Below are 19,329 nucleotides of genomic sequence, written 5' to 3' on the forward strand. Positions count from 1 at the left end.
CAATGTAAGGGCGGCGCCAGTATAACGCCTGCGCGCTCCAGTGTTGATGTCTGCGTATAACGCTGGACGCCGCTAGGCGCGATCTGCTACCAATAAAGGCTTTTCCTGGCCCGGCCGGGCCGCTTTTCTATCTGGATATCCGCATGCTTGAAGCTACCGTCAAAAAGATTCTGCAGGCCCGTGTTTACGAGGCAGCCTGCGAAACGCCCATTTCTCCTGCTCCCTTTTTGTCGCGTCGCTTCAACAACCAGATTCTGATCAAGCGTGAAGATCTGCAGCCGGTGTTCTCGTTCAAGATCCGCGGCGCGTACAACAAGATGGCCCAGCTAAGCGAGGAGCAGAAGGCCAAGGGCGTGATTGCCGCCTCTGCCGGCAACCACGCTCAGGGCCTGGCCATGGCGGCAAAGCTGATGGGCGTGAAGGCGGTGATCGTGATGCCGCGTATCACCCCGGAGATCAAGGTTCAGGCCGTACGCGCCCGGGGCGCGCGGGTGGTGCTCAAGGGCGATGCCTTTGCCGCCGCCGCCGAGCACGCCCAGGAACTGATGGACGAGCACGGCTATACCTATATCCCCCCTTTTGACGATATCGACGTGGTGGCCGGCCAGGGTACGATTGGTGTGGAGATTCTGCGCCAGCACAGTGGGCGCCTGGATGCGATCTTCGTACCGGTGGGTGGCGGCGGATTGATAGCCGGTGTCGCTGCCTACGTGAAGTATCTGCGCCCGGACATCAAGGTGATCGGGGTGGAAGCCGAAGACAGCGCCTGTCTGAAAGCCGCCCTCGAGGCTGGCGAGCGGGTGACGCTCGATCAGGTGGGCGTGTTCGCCGAAGGCGTGGCAGTGGCCCGGATCGGTGAGGTGCCGTTCAATCTGGCCCGTGACTTGATCGACGGTGTCATTACCGTGAACACCGACGAGATATGCGCGGCGGTAAAGGATATTTTCGAGGATACCCGGGCGGTGGCGGAAACCTCCGGCGCGCTTTCACTGGCCGGTCTCAAGAAGTACGTGCAGCAGACCGGCGCTGAAGGCGAAACGCTTCTATGCATCAACTCAGGCGCCAACACCAACTTCGACCGGCTGCAGCATATTGCCGAGCGTACCGAGCTTGGCGAGCAGCGCGAGGCGATTCTGGCGGTCACTATCGAGGAGAAGCCCGGCAGCTTCAAGAAATTCTGCCGGACACTTGGCCGGCGCATGGTGACCGAATTCAGCTACCGTTACGCCGATAACAGCGATGCGCACATCTTTGTCGGTGTCCAGGTCAAGCCCGGTGGTGAGGATCGTCAGGCGGTCATCGACCGGTTGGTCGAGGGGGGCTACCAGGTAGAGGACCTCACCGAGAACGAGCTTGCCAAGCTGCACATTCGCCACCTGAGCGGGGGGCGCCCCAGCGAGCGCTTCGAAGAGGAGCTTTATCGCTTCGAATTCCCGGAACGCCCCGGCGCCCTGATGAACTTTCTGACCCAGTTGCCTCACGACTGGAACATTTCGCTGTTTCACTATCGTAACCACGGGGCGGCCTACGGTCGGGTACTCGTGGGAATGCAGGTACCCAGCGACGACCGCACCCACGTGGCCGAGTATCTCGACGCCATTGGCTACCGCTACTGGCAGGAGAGCGACAATCCTGCCTATCGGCTGTTCATGGCTTAACAATGTAAGTGCTTACTAACGCCAAGTGTCAGGGCACCCACGGGGAGAAAATTTTTAAAACGTTTAATTAGGCATTAAAAATAGCGCTTATGGGTATTGTAAGTACTACATGATTAGCCCTATAGTCGCGTTTGAAAATTAGTCAAGTGAGTCAACTTCTCGAAGCAATAATCAGGTGACGCACTTGAGGGCATTGGCAACTTATCAAGACGTTGGAGAGAAGGCATGCGGCGGAGAAAGCCCGATATGGTGATGGCGTTAACAGTGGTCTTTCTACTGGGGGTGCTTGCCACCGGGTATGCGCAGGCATTGGCAGGAAGTTGATTGTCACCGACATCAGCGCCCAGCACGAGGCTGGCAAACGCTGATAGAAGATTGCCAGAACGGGCTGATCACTGATCAGCCCGTTTTCGTTATGTCTCAGTCGCCGCGCCGCCGCGCGATGCGCTCATCGCTCACCACGGCGTCCAGCGGTATATCCCAGGGCTCGACCGAAAGACGATTGACCTCCTGACAGGCGTGGGCCACGCCGACAAGACGTGGCTTGGGACCGTTGCCTTGCATGAACGCCAGGGTTCGATCATAAAAGCCGCCCCCCATACCCATGCGATTGGCCTCGCTGTCGAAACCGACCAGCGGCACGATCAGCGTATCCAGCGCCCAGGCAGGCAAGCGGTTGTGGCGCCTTGCACCAAAGCGGGTGCAGGGTTCACGTATACCGAAGCGGTTTTCCACCATGGGCGTGTCGCCATCGAAGCGGACAAACCAGAGCGAATTGGTGCTCAACGGGCGCAAGACCGGCAGATAGACCGTGACACGGCGCTTTCGAAGCCAGCCAAGAAGGGGGGTCGGGTCGATTTCGCCGCCTACCGGAAGGTAGAGGCTCACGCGCCGGGCGCGCTGAAGTTCAGGGAGGTGCTGGAGACGCCGGCAAAGCCGTGACGCCGCCTGGCGCTGTTGCGTGGGGCTCAGCGCACGCCGTCTGCGGCGAAGTTCGCGACGCAGGGCGTTTTTATCAAAACGTTGGGCGTCGATGACGGTGTGATCGTTCACGATAGAGTTCCCCAGAGTGCCGCTGTCATTCTGGCCCTGAACCTACTGGTTCAGAGTGGGTGGCCGCAGCCAGACCGTCAGGCTTTCCGACGCACGGACATGCACACGGGTCTGGCTAGCATTTGGCCCCCTGGGTACTGCGCATAGGCTCGAGGGACTATAACGACTGGCGCACACCCCAGAGAACCCATTCATCTTAACAGAGCCGAAGGCAATGCCAAAGAGCCGTACCCAAGTATTGCCTCAAGGCTTCTCCACAGGGCGGGCACCTTGCAGCGCTCGTTCGAGCCGGTCATGCAGACGGCTGAGGCTCGCCTCGCCCGCCCGGTGCTCATCAAGGGCCTCCAGCAGCTCATGGGTGATATTCAGCGCGGCCATGATGGCGATGCGCTCGTTGCCCAGCACGCTGCTTTGCGCGTGGATACCCTGCATGGCGCGGTCCAGATAGCGAGCAGCGCGTTCAAGCTTGGCTTGTTCACCGGTGTCGCAGGCGATCATGTAGCCGCGACCCAGCAGGGTAATTTCTTTGGTTGGCCGCTTAGCGTTACTCATCGAAGACTCCGGCACGGGCACGTCAAGGCCCGAATGCGTTAACATCACGGTATAGAAAGGAGGGACGGCGTTCACTATAAGAGAGCCGCTTGCGCGGGGTCAACGCGCGCTCGTCGGCACCCACGTGTTTCACGCCGGCGCCTTGTCCATTTTCACGGTTTAGAAAGCGAGCCAGTCATGTCATTAATCGATCAGCGCCAAGACTTTTCCGACGTTGCGGATGTCTTTCTTCTTCACGGCAGCATGCAGTCACCCGCCTTTCTGGATGGGCGGCTTTGTGCGCTATTGGCACTGCGCGATGTCAGCGCGCAGGCCTGGCTTGAGGAGGTGTGCATGAGTCTTGGTGTCGAGCAGCCCAGAGATTCTCAAAGTGCCGAGCGCCTTCTGGGCTGGCGCCGGCAGACCCTGGAAGCGCTCAGCGCAAGCGACCTGAACTATGCGCCGCTTCTGCCCGATGAGCTTTTTTCATTGGGCGAGCAGGCCCAGGCGCTGAAGGAGTGGGCGTTGGGCTTTATGGAGGTCGTCGAGGAGGTGGCCGACGAGGCGCTTAAAAAGCGCTGGTCTCAGCCGCTGGTCGAAGCCATCGACGACCTGGAGAGTTTTGGCCAGATCGATGCCGACATCGACGATACTCCGGAAAACGAGAACGATCTTTTTGCGCTGAGCGAACACGCGCGCATGGCTGCGATGCTGCTCTACACCGAGCAGCATCCGGGCAAGCCCCAGGTGGAACAGACCGACGCCCCGGTTCACTGATTGACAGGAGTTTTGATGTTACCCGAAAAGCTTGCGCGCCCCGCCGCGATCACCAATGACGAGTACCGTGCCCGGCGCCAGGCGCTGATGGCGCAGATTCCCCAGGATGCCGCCATCATCGTGCCGGGTGGCGCGCTGGTGACCCGCTCCAACGACAGCGAGTATCCCTTTCGCCAGCAAAGCGATTTCTACTACTTGACCGGTATTCAGGAGCCCGACGCGCTGTTGTTGCTGCTGCCCGGTCATGAGGCAGGGCAAAGTGTGGTGTTCTGCCAGGACCGGGACCCCACGCTTGAAGCCTGGACCGGGCGGCGGCTGGGCGCCAGCGGGGTAATGGTTCAGCACGGCATCGATCAGGCATTCGAGAACATCGAACGTGAAGCGCGCCTGCCCGCCCTGCTTGACGGGCGCACCCTGCTTTACGCGCCGCTGGATCAGCCCGAGGCGCTCGCGCTTGCCGAAGAGGCGCTTGCCCAGGCACAGGCGGGCAAGCGGCGGGGCAAACCCGCCCTCAAGGGCTGGCTTGATAGCCGCGAACTGATTCATGCCCAGCGGCTGATCAAGAGCCCGGCGGAACTTGACCTGCTGCGCCACGCCTGTGTGCTTTCCGCGAAAGCCCACTGCCGGGCCATGCGCGGTTGTGCCCCGGGGCTTTTCGAGTACCAGCTCCAGGCCGAACTCGAGCACGAATTCGTCTGGCACGGCGGCAGCGGTCCGGCCTACAGCACCATCGTGGGCGGTGGCGCGAACGCCTGTGTCTTGCACTATATTGAAAACAGCGCCGAGCTTGCCGACGAGACGCTGGTGCTGATCGACGCGGGTGCCGAGTTTGACCTGTACGCCGGCGACATTACCCGCACGTTCCCTGTCAACGGACGCTTCAGCAAAGCGCAGCGCGCGCTTTACGAAGTGGTACTGGGCGCCCAGGAGCGCGCCGTCGCCGCCGTGGCACCCGGCGCCACCTTGGCCGACATTCATGCCGGCGTAGTGAAAGACTTGACCCAGGGCCTTGTCGAACTGGGGCTTCTGGAAGGCGATGTGCAGTCACGCATCGATGACGAAAGCTATCGGCGCTTTTACCTGCACTCCACCTCGCACTGGCTGGGGCTGGACGTTCACGATGTAGGCACCTACCGGCTGAATGAAGAAACACCCCGCCCTCTAGACCCGGGAATGGTCGTCACCATCGAACCTGGCCTGTATATCCCTGAAGACGATGATATTCCCAAGGTGTATCGCGGTATCGGTATTCGTATCGAGGATAACGTGGCGGTCAATGAAGCCGGCGGCGAGGTACTTACTGCGGATGTACCCAAGCAAGTAGCTGAAATTGAAGCGCTGATGGCCAATAAATAACCAGCCAGAAAGACTTGGAAATTTAATTATGTAATGGATTACGAAATTACATATGGTAGAGGGAGGCCTATTGATGCCCACGCAGGTGCCAGAAAATACTTCGAAAGCCGCTTCTTACGATATCGTTATCGTGGGTGGCGGGCTGGTGGGGGCAAGCCTTGGCTGCGCACTGGCGCCGCTGATCGAGCGCTACGATCTTCGTGTGGCCATTGTGGAAGCCGCCGCGCTTTCGCGACATGCCGATGAGCCGAGTTGGCAGCCAAGCTTTGATGCCCGCGCCAGTGCCATTGCCGAGGGCTCGGCCCAGCGCTTTCGTGAATTGGGGGTGTGGGAGACCATGCAGCGCGAGGCAACCCCTATCTCGCAGATTCATATCAGCGAACGCGGCCGGCTGGGAGCCACCCGGTTAAGTGCCGACGAGCTAGGTGTCAGTGCGCTAGGCCATGTCATTCCCAATGCCTGGATGGGCCAGGCGCTGCACCAGAAGCTTCGAAGTCTGCCTGTCCACTGGTACTGCCCGGCCAGGGTCGAGACATTGACCCCGGTGGAAAACGGTCACTACCTGAAGCTCTCTACCGGGGATGAACTCAACGCCGAGCTTACCGTGCTGGCCGATGGCGGCCGCTCCGGGCTCAAGGAGCAGTTGGGCATCAAGAGCCGGCGGCGCTCCTACGAGCAGAGCGCGCTGATCGCCCACGTAGGGATCAGTCAGCCCCACCATGGCGTGGCTTTCGAGCGCTTTACCCAGGAAGGGCCCATTGCCTTGCTGCCGCTACCCAACCAGGCCATGGAGTTGATCTGGACGCACCAGAGCGGTGCCGAAAGCGCGCGTCTGGCGCTTGGCGATGGGGCATTTCTGGAGCAGTTGCAGCGCGCCTTCGGCGATCGGGTAGGTCGCTTTATCCGGGTGGGCAAGCGCTTTAGCTACCCGCTGTCGCTGGTGACCGCCAGGGAGTCGGTGCGCCCCGGTCTTGCCGTATTGGGCAATGCGGCCCACGCGCTGCACCCGGTGGCAGGCCAAGGATTCAACCTGGCGCTGCGCTCGGTAATGGATCTGATCGAGGCGTTGGAGCAGGGCAGACAGCAAGGCCGCGGGTTGGGTGATATGCACACGCTGCTTGCCTTCGAAAGCCGTCGGGCGCGTGATCAAACCAACGTGATTCGCTTCAGCGATAGCCTCGTGCGACTTTTCGGCTACTCGTTTCCGCTTTTACCTCACGCCCGGGCTGCCGGGCTTGTCGGCCTTAATCTCATCGGGCCACTCAGAAGAGGGCTGGCGCGTCGGGCCATGGGCCTTGAGCGCTGATATTCTTGAAACCCGTTTACCAGGACAGGGAACGTTATGCATACGCAACAGGCGCCATCGAGCAAGACCTTCGAGCAGTATGACGCAGTGATTGTGGGCGCGGGCATGGTGGGCACGGCCCTGGCGGGGCTTCTGGCGGGCGCCGGCATGCGCACGGCCCTGGTGGAGGCGACAGAAAAGCCACTTTGCCTGACGTCGCTGGATCTGACCACCCCCGCGCCCCGGGTAAGTGCGCTGACACCGGTTTCCCAGCGTCTTCTGACACATCTGGGCGCCTGGCCTGCCATGGCCGCCACGCGTATCACGCCGTATCGCTACATGCACGTGTGGGACAGCGAAGGTAGCGGTAGCATCGATTTCTCCGCCTTTGAGGCGGGCACGCCGGTGCTGGGCCATATCGTGGAAAACAACGTCACGCTGGCAGCCCTTAACCAGCAGGTGCTGGCCCTGCCCTCGCTGAGCGTGTTTTACGGGGTGGAGATCGCGGCGCTGCAGACCGCACCCGCCGGGCGCTGTCTGGTGCTCAAGGATGGCCGCGAGCTACAGACACCTTTATTGATTGCCGCCGACGGTGCTCGCTCGGCGCTTCGCGAGCTTGCCGGTATCGAGGTGGTGGAAGAGGCCATGGAGCAGGATGCGGTGGTGACCACCGTACGCTGCGAAAAGCCTCACGGCGGCTGTGCGCGTCAGGCGTTCATCGATGGTCGGCCGCTGGCCTTTCTGCCGCTGACGGTGGAGGACGAAGCCCACTACTGCTCGATCGTCTGGTCGACGACACAGGCGCACGCCCAGACGCTTGGCGCGCTTTCCCGCGAGGCGCTGGGCGAGGCGTTGAGCGAGGGCCTGGGCCATCGGCTGGGGCGGGTCGAGGTGCTGGATCAGGCCTACCGCTTTGCGCTGATTCAGCGCCACGCCAGAAGGTACGTGCTGGAACATTTCGCCCTGGTGGGCGACGCCGCCCATACGGTGCACCCGCTGGCGGGCCAGGGGGTGAACCTGGGGCTGATGGATGCAGCGGTACTGGCAGAGGAGGTGATTCACGCCTGGCGGCGGGGCGCCCCCTGGGGGGCGCTTTCAAACCTCGAACGCTACGAGCGCAGGCGGCGTCTGGATAACACCGCCATGCTCGCGCTGATGAAGGGATTCAAGACGCTTTTCGGCAGCCGTCTGCCGGTGCTGACCCTGGCGCGCAACATGGGCATGAGCGCGATGAGCCAGGTGGTCCCGCTGAAGCGACTGATCATGCGACAGGCTACCGGTGAACGGGGCCGCCTGCCGCGTTCGTGTCGCTAACGGCGGCGCTCCACCACGTTGAGCGCCTTGAGCAGGTTGAGCGCTTCGCTTAGCTGGTAATCGTCGCGCAGCCGCTCGGAGAGTCCGGCACGCTCCCGGGGGCTGCCGCGTTGGCCATCCAGATGGCCATCCAGGTCGATTTCACGAATCTCGCGGCGCCTTTCGGCGACCTCGAGGCGCCCGCGCACTACCTCCACGTCCGGCTCGATCCCCTGAGCCTGAATGGAGCGCCCGTTGGGGGTGTAGTAAAGCGCGGTGGTGAGTTTCAAGCCTTCGCCGTTACCCAGCGGCATGATCTGCTGTACCGAGCCCTTGCCGAAGCTTTCGGTCCCCATGATGACGCCACGGCGCTGGTCCTGAAGCGCGCCCGCCACGATTTCGGCGGCGGAAGCGCTACCGCCGTTGATCAGCACCACCAGCGGAATGTCCCGCGCCGGGGTGGTGGGGTTGGCGGAGAACGACATTTCAGTATTGGCCAGGCGCCCTTCGGTATACACGATCAGCCCGTTGTCCAGAAACAGATCCGCCACGCCGACCGCCGCCTGCAGCACGCCGCCGGGATTGTTGCGCAGGTCGAGCACCAGCCCGTCAAGTGCCTGATCCCGGCTCATGCGCTCAAGCGCCTGGCCGGCCTGTTCCGGGGTGCGCGACTGGAACTGGCTGATGCGCAGATAGCCATAACCGGGCTCTAAAAGCTCATGCTTGACGCTTTCACTGCGAATCACCTCGCGCATCAGGGTGATGTCCCGCGGGTCCTCTTCACCGGCGCGCAGAATACCCAGGCGAAGCTCGCTTCCGGGCTCGCCGCGCATCAGCGTGACGGCCTCCTGCAGCGACAGGCTATCGGTGGGGGTGCCGTCGATGGTGAGGATGATATCCCGGGAGAGCAGCCCCGCCCGGGAGGCGGGGGTGTCGTCGATCGGCGTGACGACCATGAGCTGGCCGCCTTCGTTGCCCACCTCGATGCCGATGCCGCCGAACTCGCCCTGGGTGGACTCGCGAAGGCTCTGGTATTCGTCGACGTCCAGGTAGGCCGAGTGGGGGTCCAGTTCGCTTAGCATGCCGCGCATGGCATTACGCAAGAGCGTGGCATCCTCCACCTCTTCGACGTAGCCACGCTTGATGCGCTCGAAGACCTCGGCGAAGGTTTGAATCTCCTCCAGCGGCAGTTCTTCTTGCGCGTTCGCCCCGGCGCCTTGCGCCGCCAGCGGCAGCGGAGAGGCCAGCAGCGCCAGCGGCAGCCACATCACCATCAGCCGCTTGGCGGGGGCCAGTACCTCGTTAACAGTTCGCGTCATGCAGACTCCGCAAGGCAAAAGGCGGCGTGGGCCACGCCGCGTGTAAAAGTAGTCTCAGCTTATCCCGTCAGCGGCGTGCAATCCAACGCTGTGGATTAATCGGCTCGCCACGGTTTCTAACTTCGAAGTAAAGCGCGGCGTGGCTCTGGCCGCCACTATTTCCCACCCGGCCGATCTCGTCGCCCCGATTCACCTGCTGGCCCGGGCGGGCGCTGAACTGCTGCAGATGGGCATAAAGGGTCATCACCTGGTCACCATGGTCGATGATCAGCAAATTGCCAAAGCCGCGCATCCAGTCGGCGAACACCACTCGCCCGGCGTGTACCGAGGTCACCGGCGTGTTGGTGCTGGCCTCTATGACGATGCCGTTGTAGTGCACGCCGTCCTGGCCGCGAAAGCCTGCGGTAATCGCACCCTGCACCGGCCAGGGCAGATCGCCCTGGGTGCGACCGATGTTCGTGGTCGGGGTGGCCTTGGCCATACGCGCCATTTCCGCCTGGATACGGCGAAGCTGCGCTTCGGCCTCTTCCCGGGTCTGGTTGAGATCCGCCAGGCGGTCGGCTTCGCTTGCGTAGCGGTCGTCCAGGGTAGATACCACGTGCTGGCGCTCGGCGCTGGCTTCGGCCAGCTGGGCGCTTTGCGCTTCAAGCTCGTCGGTCAGCGCTGCCAGACGACGCTGGCGCTGGTCAAGCTCGGCCTCGGTTTCACCCAGGGCGTTGTCCAGCCGGGCGATATCGTCAAGGCGAGACTGGCGCGCCCGACTCAGGCGGTTCAGATACGCCTGCATGCGATCAAGCTGTGCCGGGTCGCTCTGGTTGAGCAGAAGTTTCAGTTGCGGTGTGGGCCCTAGCCGGTAAAGTGCGGCAAACTGCTCGGCAAGCGCCGCCACCTGGGCGGTGCGCTCGCCCTGCAGCCGGTCGCGGTGGCGACCCAGCGCCCGAGTCTCCTCATCCAGAGTACGCCGTTCGGCCTGCAGGGTGTCCAGGCGCTGATGGGTGGTGGCAAGCTCGGTTTCCACCACGGCCAGGGCCTGGGTGGCGCTGTCCCGGGCCTGGTCGGTCTCGCCTAGCCGGGCGGCCAGCGACTCGATCTGCTGGCCGAGCGCGTCCAGCTCCTGACGCGCGGCCTGTTCATCCTGAGCGAAAGCCACCCCGGCCGCGTAAAACGCGCAAGCCACGACGGCTGGCAGGATGCGCCGCAGGCTCCTTGTTGTCCTGCCGGGTTCTTGGCTCATTCCTGAAAATCAAGCAGCGGCTTACCGGTCATGGCCTCGGGAATCGTTTGATCCATCATGGTCAAGAGCGTCGGTGCCAGATCGCACAGGCGGCCCTCGGCCAGGGTGGCCGGGCGCTCGCCGACGAAGATAAGCGGCACCAGAAAGGTGGTATGGGCGGTCTGCGGGGCGCCGGTCTCCGGGTGAATCATCTGCTCGGCGTTGCCGTGGTCTGCGGTGATCAGGCACGCCCCGCCTGCACGCTCGATTGCCTCGACCACGCGGCCCACGCAGGTGTCCACGGTTTCAATGGCTTTGACAGCGGCATCGAAATCCCCGGTATGGCCGACCATATCGCCGTTGGCGTAGTTGCACACGATCAGATCGAAGCGGCGACTGTCGATGGCGTCCACCAGCTTGTCGGTGATCTCGAAAGCGCTCATTTCGGGTTTTTCATCGTAGGTTTTCACGTCCCGGGGCGAGGGCACCAGAATGCGTTCTTCCCCTTCGTACTCGGCCTCATGGCCGCCGGAAAAGAAGAATGTGACATGGGGATACTTTTCGGTTTCGGCAATGCGCAGCTGATTCAGGCCGCGTTTGGCGACCACTTCGCCCAGAGTGTCGGCCAGATCAGACGGCGGGAAGGCAGCGGGGGCCTTGATGTCGGCGGCGTACCGGGTCATCGTCACCAGGCCGTCACCGGCAAGCTTCGGACAGCGTGCGCGCTGGAAACCGTCGAAATCGGCCTTTACGAAAGCGCGGGTCAGCTCTCGGGCGCGGTCGGAGCGGAAGTTGAGAAAAAGGGCGGCGTCGCCGTCGTCGATGGTGACGCCGCGATCATCAGCGCGCACCTGGCTGGCCGTGACGAACTCGTCGGTTTCGCCTCGACCATAGGCGGCTTCCAGCGCCGCTTCGGCGTTCAAGGCCGTATGTTCGGCTTCCCCCTGGACAAGCAGCCGGTAGGCTTTTTCCACACGTTCCCAGCGGTTGTCGCGGTCCATGGCGTAAAAGCGCCCGATCAGCGACGCGACAAAGCCGTTGTCCGCACCGACCAGCTCGGCAAGCCTGGCGTTGGCGCGCTCGATGGAGGCCAGGGCACTTTTCGGCGCGGTATCGCGGCCATCCAGAAAAGCGTGGACGTAGATACGCTTGGCGCCGCGGTGGGCGGCCAGTTCCGCCATGGCGAGAAAGTGATCTTCGTGGCTGTGTACGCCACCGGGGGACAAAAGCCCTAGCAGGTGCACCGCGCGGTCCTGACGGACGGCCTCGTCGATGGGCTTGGTGAGCGCTTCAATGCCTTCAAGCTCGCCTTCCTTGATCGCCTTGGTGATCCGCGTGAAGTCCTGGTACACCACGCGGCCCGCGCCCAGATTCATGTGCCCGACCTCGGAGTTCCCCATCTGGCCATCCGGCAGACCCACGTGTTCGCCGTCGGTATGCACAAAGGCATGCGGGCGAGAGGTCCAGAGTGCATCCATGGTGGGCGTATGGGCAGCGGCGACGGCGTTGTGTGCCTGATCCGGGTTGTAGCCGTAGCCGTCCAGAATGATCAGCGCCACCGGGCGCGGGGTCGATGTAGCCATTGATACCTCGTAATGTCGGGTAACCATGCGAGAATGAAGAGGTGTTTGAAAGCCTCGGTGTCCCGCTTCGGGGCGTTTCAGACACCCCCTTGCGATCGGGGTCGCGGCAAGCGCGCGCTTGGGGCATCATAACGCAGGCAGCCGCCAGGCGTCATGGCCTGCGCGCAACGCCCCGTGACGTGTATACTTGTCGCGTTTGACAGTGGCCTGGCCGCTTTATTTTGCATAGACCAAGAGATTGTGTTCGCGATGATCGATCAGCTGTTCGAATTCGTAATGAACCACCCCCTGCTGGTGGGCGCATTTTTGCTGGTGCTGCTGGCGTGGCTTGTCTACGAAACCCGCAATGCCTCCACGAATGCCGTGACCTCCTCTCAGGCCACCCAGCTTATCAACCGGGAAGACGCGGTGGTGGTGGATGTGCGCGAGAGCAAGGAATTCAAGGCCGGCCATATTGCCGGCGCACGCAACATTCCCCAAAGCAGTCTGGACACCCGCATGAAGGAGCTGGAGAAAGTGAAGGACCAGCCGATCATTGTGGTGTGCAAGCACGGCCAGAGCGCGGGTACCGTTCAAACCAAGCTCGCCCAGGCGGGCTTCGAGCGCGTCAACAAGCTCAAGGGCGGTATGACGCAGTGGCAGGCAGACGGCCTGCCGGTGGTGAAAAAGTAAGTCTTGTGCGCCGCGGCGCATCTTCATTTAACGCATGAACCATCAGGAGTACTCCCATGGCGGAAGACAACAACGCCCCCCAGCCAGGCGCCGGCGCAGCCGAAGGCGAAAAGCCCCAGCTGAAATTCTCGCTGCAGCGCATTTACGTCAAGGACATTTCGTTTGAAGCGCCCAACTCGCCGTCGGTCTTCAAGCAGTCGTTCAAGCCCAAGGTGAATCTGGATCTGAACACCACCAGCACCAAGATCGACCACGACCAGTATGAAGTCGTGGTGAAGGTGACCGCCCAGGTGAACGATAGCGAAACCGGCACCACCTCGTTTCTGGCAGAAGTCGAGCAGGCGGGCCTGTTCCGTATCTCCGGTATCGAAGGTGCACAGCTCGAGCAGACGCTGGGTGCGTTCTGCCCGAACCTTCTGTTCCCCTACGCCCGTGAGTGCGTGGACAACCTGGTCAACCGTGGCGGCTTCCCGCCGCTGATGCTGGCCCCGGTCAACTTCGAGGCCATGTACGCCCAGCGCAAGAAGCGCGAAGCGCAACAGGCTTCCGAGAGCACTCACTAAGCTTTAATCATGAAAGCCGACTGGTACGCCCGACACGGCAAGATGCCCCGCCTTCATGTGCCGGCCGCGCTAAGCGCCGGTACGGAGGTGACGCTGCCGGAAGGCCCAGCGCGTCACGTGACCCGCGTACTGCGCCTGGGGGAAGGGGCGCCGCTGGTGCTGTTCGACGGTAACGGGCAGGAGGCGGGCGCTCGTCTGGTTGAAGCCGGCCGCAAGCGCACGGTGGCCCTGGTGGAGAGCGTGTGGCCCGGCGAGGGAGAGTCGCCTCTGGCGGTTCATCTGGGCCAGGCAATCTCCAAGGGCGACCGGATGGACTACGCCATCCAGAAAGCCGTGGAGCTGGGCGTGGCAGCCATCACCCCGCTCTATACCGAGCGGGGTGATGTGCGTTTGAAAGAGGAACGCGAGGCGAAAAAGCATGCCCATTGGCAGGCGGTAGCCGAAAGCGCCTGCGAACAGAGCGGCCGGGCGGTGGTGCCGGTGGTTCACCCACCCATGACGCTTGAGGCCTGGCTTGGCGAGCGCGATGAGTCGCTCAGGCTGATGCTGCACCTGGCCACCGGCAATCGCTTCGATCTGATCGAGTGCCCCGAGCGAGCCGCACTCTTGATCGGCCCGGAGGGCGGGTTGACCCAGCAGGATATCAGCGCCGCAGAGAACCACGGCTTTACCCCGCTGACGTTGGGTCCACGCGTGCTGCGCACCGAAACCGCGCCGGTGGTGGCGCTTACCCTTTTGCAACATCATTTCGGCGATATGTAAGCGCTCACTCATGGCGCTTGCATCCTCTCCTGGGCTACTAGCCCTCCCCGCCTGATCGGCTGCTTTCAAAAAGCTTCCCACACCCCCACTTGCCGATGGCCGCCTGCTTTTTAAGGCCGTTCAGCACCACGGGCTTGAGTATCGGCAGTGCTTCCCCGGAAAGCCCGCTAAGCACGGTCACACGGTGCTGGCGCCCTCTTGAATAACCCAGCCAGCACGGCAGCCAGAGCGGCGTCGGCGGCGCTACCATTAGCTGCACGTGCCAGCGCCTGGGGTGAGCCATGCGCTCCCAGAACCATTGGCGGGCAAGCGTCTCGAGGGCAGGGGCCTCGCCCGTTGTGAGCGCCACCCCGGCAGTGGGCTCTTCGGCCTGGACGGGAAGGTCAGGGCCGGCTAACAGCATCGGCCGGTACATGGCCTGAGCGGTCAAGAGCCAGGCGCAGGGGGCGTTTTGCGCGGCGCTCAAACCGAAGGCCCAAAGTGACACCCAGGCGGGCTCGAAGCGCTGGGCACCGACGCGCTTGAAGCGTGCCTGGGCGTCGGATTCGTCGATACGCCGCGCAAGCGTCAGTGGCTCACGCATTGGCCCACCCTTGAAGCAGGGCAAGCATCGAGAGCATCAACGCGAACCACACAAGCAGCCCCAGGCAGCGCCGACGCGTCAAGCGCGCCTCGGCGCCCACTTCCGGGGCGCTATCGGCCCGGGCGGCCAGAATTGCCTGCATGTCCGGGGCGGTCTCATCGATGATGACATCGCTGAGCTGATCGCTTCGCGGCGCGGCGCTGGTCAGACTCACCAGATAACCCACAAAGACCGCGACTACCACGCCGATGGTGTTGTTGTAGAGCCAGGAAATATCCAGTAACGCAGAGGTCGCCCACACGGCGAGCATGCCTGTACAAAGGCCTGCCACCGCGCCACGGGCGTTGCTGCGGTGACTGAAAATCGCCAGCAGGAACGTGCCCAGAAGCGCGCCATAAAACCATGAGCCTACCTGATTCACCGCCTCGATCACCGGGCCCAGGTTGCCGGCGAAAAACGCGAACAGCGTCGCGTAGCCGCCCCAGAATACCGTGGCCCAACGCGAGGCCTTCAGGTAGTGGGCGTCGCTTTCGTCCGGCTTGAGATAACGGCTGTAGAAATCGCGCACGGTGACCGCCGAGAGCGAGTTGAGCGCCGAATCCAGGCTTGACATCGCCGCGGCAAACACCCCGGCAATGACCAGCCCGGCCATGCCGGAGGGGAAGGTCTCGACCACGTAGCGGGGCAGCAGCTCGTTCAGGTTCTCCGGGGCGGTAAGGCCGTTTTGCTGGTAGTAGGTGGCCAGAATGATGCCCACAAACAGAAACAGCAGCATCTGTGGAATCAGCAGGTAGCCCCCGATCAAAAGCGAGCGCTGGGCATCCGGTACCGTGGGGCTTGAAAGCACGCGCTGGATCTGGCTCTGGTCGGTGCCGAAATAGGCCACGTGAAGAAAGAAGCCGCCGAACAGGCCGGCCCACAGTGAATAGGTCACACTCGGGTCAAGGGATAGATCGATGGTGTTGAACATGCCGCTTTGCGCACCGAAGGTGAACACATCGCCCCACCCGCCGGGCAGGCTGGTCACCAGGAAGATGATGCTCAAAAGCGCGCCGAGCCAGAGCACGAACATCTGGATGACATCGGTCCAGATCACCGCGCTGATGCCGCCCAGCACCGTGTAGCTGATCGCCAACACCGCCATGATGATGATGGTGAGATTGACGCTCCAGCCGGTGACCACGGCCAGTACCAACGCTGGCGCGTAGAGCACCACGCCGGTGGCTAGGCCGCGTGCGATCAAGAACAAGAGCGCGGTCAGCGTGCGCGTACCCGGGCCGAAGCGGCGCTCCAGAAGCTCGTAGATACTGTAGATCCCCGCCCGGTGGAAGACCGGTACCAGCACCAGGATCAGCACGATCATGGCAAGCGGTACGTTGATGAAGGTAACCAGCCGTTCGAGCCCGCCTTCAAACCCCCAGCCCGGCGCGCCGATGAAGGTAATGGCGCTCGCCTGAGTGGCCATGACCGAAAGCCCGATGGCCCAGCCGGGAATCTTGCGTCCGCCCAGAAAGTAGTCCTCGGGGCTATGCTGATCCTTGCCAAAGCGCGAACCGATCCAGGCAATCAGCCCGATATAGCCGACCAGAACGATCGTGTCCCAAAGCGTGAATCCTTCCATGCCCGATTTTCTCCTTTTTTATGGCCTTACTTTTCATGGCTTCATTGTTTATAGCTTCACTTTTGTATGACTTCATCTTTATGACGTCACCGAGCATAGCAACGGCTTCATTGAACATAGCAGGTTGGCATAAGGCGCACCGGGTTGAACGGCCTGACTCGCCGCTGGTTGCAAAAACACCACGTCGTCTTTGCCCGCAGGTGGGCCAGGCGCCATAATAAAGGCTCATTTTTCGAGGATGGTGTTCATGGCTTACGACGCTCAGTCGCCCCCTAAGTCGGCAAGCGATGCAACCGCCCAGATAGGGGAAGTGGCCTACCTGACGGTGGCAACTGTCAACAGTACCGGCGCTTTCCTGCGCTGGGGCCCTCCCAAGGATGTACTGCTGCCCTACAGCGAGCAGCGCTTTCGCCCTGAACCCGGCAAGCGCGTACTGGTGATGCTTTACGAAGATGATCAGGGCCGCCCGGTCGCTTCCCAGCGGCTGGACCGCTTTCTGAGCGATGACGCCTGGGCCCTTGAGAACGGCGAGCCAGTCACTGTTATTGTGGCCGACCGCACCGACCTTGGCATGAAAGTGGTCGTCAATCATCGCTACTGGGGCCTTATCTACCAGGATGACGTCACCAAGCCTCTGCGCCGTGGCCAGACGGTGCCCGGCTACGTCAGGCAGCGCCGCGATGACGGGCGTCTGGATATTTCGCTGCTGCCGCCGGGGGCGGCGCGCCTTGACGTGGTGGGCGAGAAGATTCTTGCCGCGCTGCGTGAAAGCGGCGGTTATCTGCCCCTGGGCGATAAAAGCGACGCCCACGCCATCAAGGCGCGCCTGGGGGTGAGCAAAAGCGCTTTCAAGCAGGCCATCGGGCGGCTTTACAAGCAGCAGCGGATTACCCTCGAGCCTGGCGCGATACGCCTGCTGCCGGGTGCTTGAGCCCTAAAGTTGGAGCCGTATCGCCAGTACGGCATACTGCTTCCTAATTGTTTATGGATGGATAGTGCCCTGATGAGTCAATCGAATCTGCACCTTGGCGTTGTGATGGACCCCATCAGCGACATCGCCTACAAGAAAGACACCACCCTGGCCATGCTGTGGGCGGCCCAGGAACGCGGCTACACCCTGTACTACATGGAGCAGGAAGATCTCTTCATGCAGGCGGGCGAAGCCTTTGCGCACATGCGAGCGTTGACCGTACATCGCGACCCGGCGCACTGGTATGACCTGGGCGAGGCGGAGTCGCGCCCGCTTGCGAGCCTGGATGCGGTGCTGATGCGCAAGGATCCGCCGGTGGACGCCGAGTTCATCAACGCGGTCCACCTGCTGGGCTTTGCCGAGCGCGAAGGCGTGCTGATCGTCAACCCCACCCAGGCACTGCTGCAGTGCAACGAGAAGCTCTTCGCCCAGCAGTTTCCCGAATGCTGCGCACCGACCATCGTTGCCAGCCGCGACGACGTACTGCGCGCCTTTCATGCCGACCATGGCAACGTGATCTTCAAGCCGCTGGACGGCATGGGCGGCACCGGGATTTTTCATATCGGCCCGGACGGTCGCAATATCGGGGCTGTGATCGAGCAGCTCACCCTGCGAGGCCAGCGCCAGATCATGGCCCAGCGCTACCTGCCGGAAATCAAGGATGGCGATACGCGCATTCTGCTGGTGGATGGCGAGCCCGTACCTTTCGGACTGGCGCGCATTCCCTCGGCGGGCGAGACGCGCGGCAACCTGGCTGCCGGCGGGCGTGGGGTAAGTCGCGAACTGACAGAACGTGACCACTGGCTGATCGATCAGGTCAAGCCGGTCATCAAGGAGAAAGGGCTGATGTTTGTCGGGCTTGACGTGATCGGTGATTTCATCACCGAAATCAACGTCACAAGCCCTACCTGCGTGCGCGAAATCGACGACCAGCGCGGCACTGACATCGCCGGCCTGCTGCTGGACGCCATCGAGCGCCGGCTCGCCTCTTGAGAGGCTATTCATATTCGCACATTGAGCGAGGCGCGCGCGGGCACTGGCGCGCCGTAGGAGACGCATGCAAAGTTTAAAGCACCATTTTCTCATGGCGATGCCGCACCTTGACGATGCCAACTTCGCAGGCAGCTTGATCTATCTGTGTGATCACGACCACAACGGCTGCATGGGCGTGATCGTCAACCATCCGCTGGAGATTACGCTCGATACGCTGTTTGAACAGCTCTCCCTTGGCGGTGATGAAAGCCCGCACCGCAACGCACCGGTGTATTACGGCGGCCCGATGCATAAAGACCGCGGCTTTATTCTCCACGTTGGCGACAGCCAGGAGTGGGACTCCAGCATTCAGGTGGAGGACAATATCGCCCTGACCACCTCGATGGATATTTTGAAAGCGCTGGCCGACGGCGAGGGCCCCGGGCAGTTTCTGGTGTGTCTGGGCTGCGCTGGCTGGGAAGTAGGCCAGCTCGAGGAGGAACTCAAGGAGAACAGCTGGTTGACAGTGGAGGGGGACGAAGGCGTGATTTTCAAGACACCGCCCGCTGAGCGCCTGGCCGCCGCCGCCGGTATTCTGGGCGTGGATCTTAATCTCATGACACGCGATGCAGGGCACGCCTAGTGGCGGTCTCGGGTCAGCGTCTGGTGCTTGCCTTTGACTACGGCACACGGCGTATCGGCATGGCGGTGGGCAACGAACTTCTAAGGAGTGCTCGTGAGCTTGACCCGCTTACCGCCCGTGACGGTATTCCGGACTGGCAGCGCGTCGGCGCGCTTTTGAAAGAGTGGCAGCCGGATCTGCTGGTAGTGGGGTTGCCGCTCAATATGGACGGCAGTGAATCCGACATGAGCGTGCGTGCGCGCAAATTCGGCAACCGGCTTCACGGGCGTTTTGGCAAGGCAGTCGAAATGGTCGACGAACGCGGTTCCACCCGGGAGGCTAAAGCCATCGCCCGTGAAGCCGGGCACCGGGGCAACTACCGGGAAGAGAGCGTCGACGGTATCGCTGCGGTGCTCATACTCGAAGGCTGGTTCGCCCACCGGGAAGGGCTTCCGGGCGGGCGTCTTTCGCTCTAGAGGATCCTTGCTTTATGGCG

19 protein-coding genes and 1 other RNA gene are annotated in these 19,329 nt (G+C 62.3%); 12 read left to right on the forward strand and 8 right to left on the reverse strand.

All coding sequences use genetic code 11. The features are described 5' to 3' along the window. Positions 1–143 precede the first annotated feature (143 nt). Positions 144–1,658: a threonine ammonia-lyase, biosynthetic gene (gene ilvA / locus ACWF8S_RS00100; protein WP_447554808.1), complete on the forward strand. Its 1,515-nt coding sequence runs from the start codon at positions 144–146 to the stop codon at positions 1,656–1,658. A 420-nt stretch (positions 1,659–2,078) separates the two neighbouring features. On the opposite strand, the gene ACWF8S_RS00105 is transcribed toward ilvA, so the two are convergent. The 3 genes from ACWF8S_RS00105 to ACWF8S_RS00115 form a co-directional block, all read right to left on the reverse strand. Next, positions 2,079–2,711, reverse strand: coding sequence for a 5-formyltetrahydrofolate cyclo-ligase (locus ACWF8S_RS00105; protein ID WP_447554809.1), 633 nt, complete (start codon positions 2,709–2,711; stop codon positions 2,079–2,081). Between the two features lie 4 nt (positions 2,712–2,715). Further along, positions 2,716–2,899, reverse strand: a non-coding RNA gene (gene ssrS, locus ACWF8S_RS00110) — 6S RNA. 55 nt (positions 2,900–2,954) lie between these two features. Beyond that, positions 2,955–3,263 (reverse strand): cell division protein ZapA, encoded by a 309-nt coding sequence (locus ACWF8S_RS00115; protein ID WP_447554810.1) that lies wholly within the window; start codon positions 3,261–3,263, stop codon positions 2,955–2,957. 177 nt (positions 3,264–3,440) lie between these two features. Here ACWF8S_RS00115 and ACWF8S_RS00120 point away from each other — a divergent pair, with 177 nt between their 5' ends. From ACWF8S_RS00120 to ACWF8S_RS00135, 4 genes are all read left to right on the forward strand, one after another. Next, on the forward strand, positions 3,441–4,019 hold the full coding sequence (locus ACWF8S_RS00120; protein WP_447554811.1) for a UPF0149 family protein: 579 nt from the start codon (positions 3,441–3,443) through the stop codon (positions 4,017–4,019). Positions 4,020–4,034: 15 nt separating this feature from the next. Continuing rightward, complete coding sequence (pepP, locus tag ACWF8S_RS00125; RefSeq protein WP_447554812.1) at positions 4,035–5,375, forward strand: Xaa-Pro aminopeptidase; 1,341 nt, start codon at positions 4,035–4,037, stop codon at positions 5,373–5,375. A gap of 73 nt (positions 5,376–5,448) precedes the next feature. Continuing rightward, the gene (ubiH, locus tag ACWF8S_RS00130) at positions 5,449–6,681 is read left to right on the forward strand and encodes a 2-octaprenyl-6-methoxyphenyl hydroxylase (protein WP_447554813.1); all 1,233 of its coding nucleotides are present in this window, start codon (positions 5,449–5,451) and stop codon (positions 6,679–6,681) included. A gap of 36 nt (positions 6,682–6,717) precedes the next feature. Further along, complete coding sequence (locus ACWF8S_RS00135; protein ID WP_447554814.1) at positions 6,718–7,974, forward strand: UbiH/UbiF/VisC/COQ6 family ubiquinone biosynthesis hydroxylase; 1,257 nt, start codon at positions 6,718–6,720, stop codon at positions 7,972–7,974. Here ACWF8S_RS00135 and ACWF8S_RS00140 read toward each other — a convergent pair. The 3 genes from ACWF8S_RS00140 to gpmI form a co-directional block, all read right to left on the reverse strand. Further along, positions 7,971–9,272: a S41 family peptidase gene (locus ACWF8S_RS00140; RefSeq protein ID WP_447554815.1), complete on the reverse strand. Its 1,302-nt coding sequence runs from the start codon at positions 9,270–9,272 to the stop codon at positions 7,971–7,973. The genes ACWF8S_RS00135 and ACWF8S_RS00140 overlap by 4 nt on opposite strands. A 67-nt stretch (positions 9,273–9,339) precedes the next feature. After that, positions 9,340–10,506 (reverse strand): murein hydrolase activator EnvC family protein, encoded by a 1,167-nt coding sequence (locus ACWF8S_RS00145; protein ID WP_447554816.1) that lies wholly within the window; start codon positions 10,504–10,506, stop codon positions 9,340–9,342. Continuing rightward, a complete protein-coding gene (gene gpmI / locus ACWF8S_RS00150) occupies positions 10,503–12,068 on the reverse strand; it encodes a 2,3-bisphosphoglycerate-independent phosphoglycerate mutase (RefSeq protein WP_447554817.1) in 1,566 nt (521 codons plus the stop codon). Before gpmI ends, ACWF8S_RS00145 begins: the two co-directional genes overlap by 4 nt. A 249-nt stretch (positions 12,069–12,317) precedes the next feature. Here gpmI and ACWF8S_RS00155 point away from each other — a divergent pair, with 249 nt between their 5' ends. Genes ACWF8S_RS00155 through ACWF8S_RS00165 form a run of 3 tightly spaced genes read left to right on the forward strand, consistent with a single transcriptional unit; the run spans position 12,318 to position 14,065 of the window. Beyond that, positions 12,318–12,740: a rhodanese-like domain-containing protein gene (locus ACWF8S_RS00155; RefSeq protein ID WP_447554818.1), complete on the forward strand. Its 423-nt coding sequence runs from the start codon at positions 12,318–12,320 to the stop codon at positions 12,738–12,740. A 56-nt stretch (positions 12,741–12,796) separates the two neighbouring features. Next, on the forward strand, positions 12,797–13,303 hold the full coding sequence (gene secB, locus ACWF8S_RS00160; protein WP_447554819.1) for a protein-export chaperone SecB: 507 nt from the start codon (positions 12,797–12,799) through the stop codon (positions 13,301–13,303). Positions 13,304–13,312: 9 nt separating this feature from the next. Then, a complete protein-coding gene (locus ACWF8S_RS00165) occupies positions 13,313–14,065 on the forward strand; it encodes a 16S rRNA (uracil(1498)-N(3))-methyltransferase (RefSeq protein WP_447554820.1) in 753 nt (250 codons plus the stop codon). Between the two features lie 37 nt (positions 14,066–14,102). Here the strand turns inward: ACWF8S_RS00165 and ACWF8S_RS00170 are convergent, their stop codons facing one another. Beyond that, on the reverse strand, positions 14,103–14,648 hold the full coding sequence (locus ACWF8S_RS00170; protein ID WP_447554821.1) for a hypothetical protein: 546 nt from the start codon (positions 14,646–14,648) through the stop codon (positions 14,103–14,105). Further along, positions 14,641–16,269 carry a sodium:solute symporter gene (locus ACWF8S_RS00175; RefSeq protein ID WP_447554822.1) on the reverse strand — a complete coding sequence of 543 codons (1,629 nt, stop codon included), beginning with the start codon at positions 16,267–16,269 and terminating at the stop codon, positions 14,641–14,643. Before ACWF8S_RS00175 ends, ACWF8S_RS00170 begins: the two co-directional genes overlap by 8 nt. Before the next feature lie 247 nt (positions 16,270–16,516). Between ACWF8S_RS00175 and ACWF8S_RS00180 the strand changes: the two genes are divergently transcribed. The 4 genes from ACWF8S_RS00180 to ruvX all read left to right on the forward strand — a co-directional run bounded on the left by ACWF8S_RS00180 (position 16,517) and on the right by ruvX (position 19,309). Beyond that, entirely contained in the window at positions 16,517–17,200 is a 684-nt protein-coding gene (locus tag ACWF8S_RS00180; RefSeq protein ID WP_447554823.1) for a CvfB family protein, read from the forward strand. Positions 17,201–17,272: 72 nt separating this feature from the next. Further along, positions 17,273–18,232: a glutathione synthase gene (gene gshB, locus ACWF8S_RS00185; RefSeq protein WP_447554824.1), complete on the forward strand. Its 960-nt coding sequence runs from the start codon at positions 17,273–17,275 to the stop codon at positions 18,230–18,232. Positions 18,233–18,296: 64 nt separating this feature from the next. Beyond that, a complete protein-coding gene (locus ACWF8S_RS00190; protein WP_447554825.1) occupies positions 18,297–18,854 on the forward strand; it encodes a YqgE/AlgH family protein in 558 nt (185 codons plus the stop codon). After that, positions 18,854–19,309, forward strand: a complete 456-nt coding sequence (gene ruvX / locus ACWF8S_RS00195) for a Holliday junction resolvase RuvX (RefSeq protein ID WP_447554826.1) — start codon at positions 18,854–18,856, stop codon at positions 19,307–19,309. Before ACWF8S_RS00190 ends, ruvX begins: the two co-directional genes overlap by 1 nt. Positions 19,310–19,329 lie beyond the last annotated feature (20 nt).

This window comes from Vreelandella xerophytica, assembly GCF_968048975.1.

Excerpts from the sequence above, each read along its gene's own strand:
- ilvA (WP_447554808.1), top strand. The coding sequence starts at position 144 with ATGCTTGAAGCTACCGTCAAAAAGATTCTGCAGGCCCGTGTTTACGAG.
- ACWF8S_RS00175 (WP_447554822.1), bottom strand. The coding sequence starts at position 16,269 with ATGGAAGGATTCACGCTTTGGGACACGATCGTTCTGGTCGGCTATATC.
- ACWF8S_RS00155 (WP_447554818.1), top strand. The coding sequence starts at position 12,318 with ATGATCGATCAGCTGTTCGAATTCGTAATGAACCACCCCCTGCTGGTG.
- ACWF8S_RS00120 (WP_447554811.1), top strand. The coding sequence starts at position 3,441 with ATGTCATTAATCGATCAGCGCCAAGACTTTTCCGACGTTGCGGATGTC.
- ACWF8S_RS00190 (WP_447554825.1), top strand. The coding sequence starts at position 18,297 with ATGCAAAGTTTAAAGCACCATTTTCTCATGGCGATGCCGCACCTTGAC.
- ACWF8S_RS00140 (WP_447554815.1), bottom strand. The coding sequence starts at position 9,272 with ATGACGCGAACTGTTAACGAGGTACTGGCCCCCGCCAAGCGGCTGATG.
- gshB (WP_447554824.1), top strand. The coding sequence starts at position 17,273 with ATGAGTCAATCGAATCTGCACCTTGGCGTTGTGATGGACCCCATCAGC.
- pepP (WP_447554812.1), top strand. The coding sequence starts at position 4,035 with ATGTTACCCGAAAAGCTTGCGCGCCCCGCCGCGATCACCAATGACGAG.
- ACWF8S_RS00145 (WP_447554816.1), bottom strand. The coding sequence starts at position 10,506 with ATGAGCCAAGAACCCGGCAGGACAACAAGGAGCCTGCGGCGCATCCTG.
- ubiH (WP_447554813.1), top strand. The coding sequence starts at position 5,449 with ATGCCCACGCAGGTGCCAGAAAATACTTCGAAAGCCGCTTCTTACGAT.
- gpmI (WP_447554817.1), bottom strand. The coding sequence starts at position 12,068 with ATGGCTACATCGACCCCGCGCCCGGTGGCGCTGATCATTCTGGACGGC.
- ACWF8S_RS00135 (WP_447554814.1), top strand. The coding sequence starts at position 6,718 with ATGCATACGCAACAGGCGCCATCGAGCAAGACCTTCGAGCAGTATGAC.
- ACWF8S_RS00165 (WP_447554820.1), top strand. The coding sequence starts at position 13,313 with ATGAAAGCCGACTGGTACGCCCGACACGGCAAGATGCCCCGCCTTCAT.
- ACWF8S_RS00180 (WP_447554823.1), top strand. The coding sequence starts at position 16,517 with ATGGCTTACGACGCTCAGTCGCCCCCTAAGTCGGCAAGCGATGCAACC.
- secB (WP_447554819.1), top strand. The coding sequence starts at position 12,797 with ATGGCGGAAGACAACAACGCCCCCCAGCCAGGCGCCGGCGCAGCCGAA.
- ACWF8S_RS00170 (WP_447554821.1), bottom strand. The coding sequence starts at position 14,648 with ATGCGTGAGCCACTGACGCTTGCGCGGCGTATCGACGAATCCGACGCC.
- ACWF8S_RS00115 (WP_447554810.1), bottom strand. The coding sequence starts at position 3,263 with ATGAGTAACGCTAAGCGGCCAACCAAAGAAATTACCCTGCTGGGTCGC.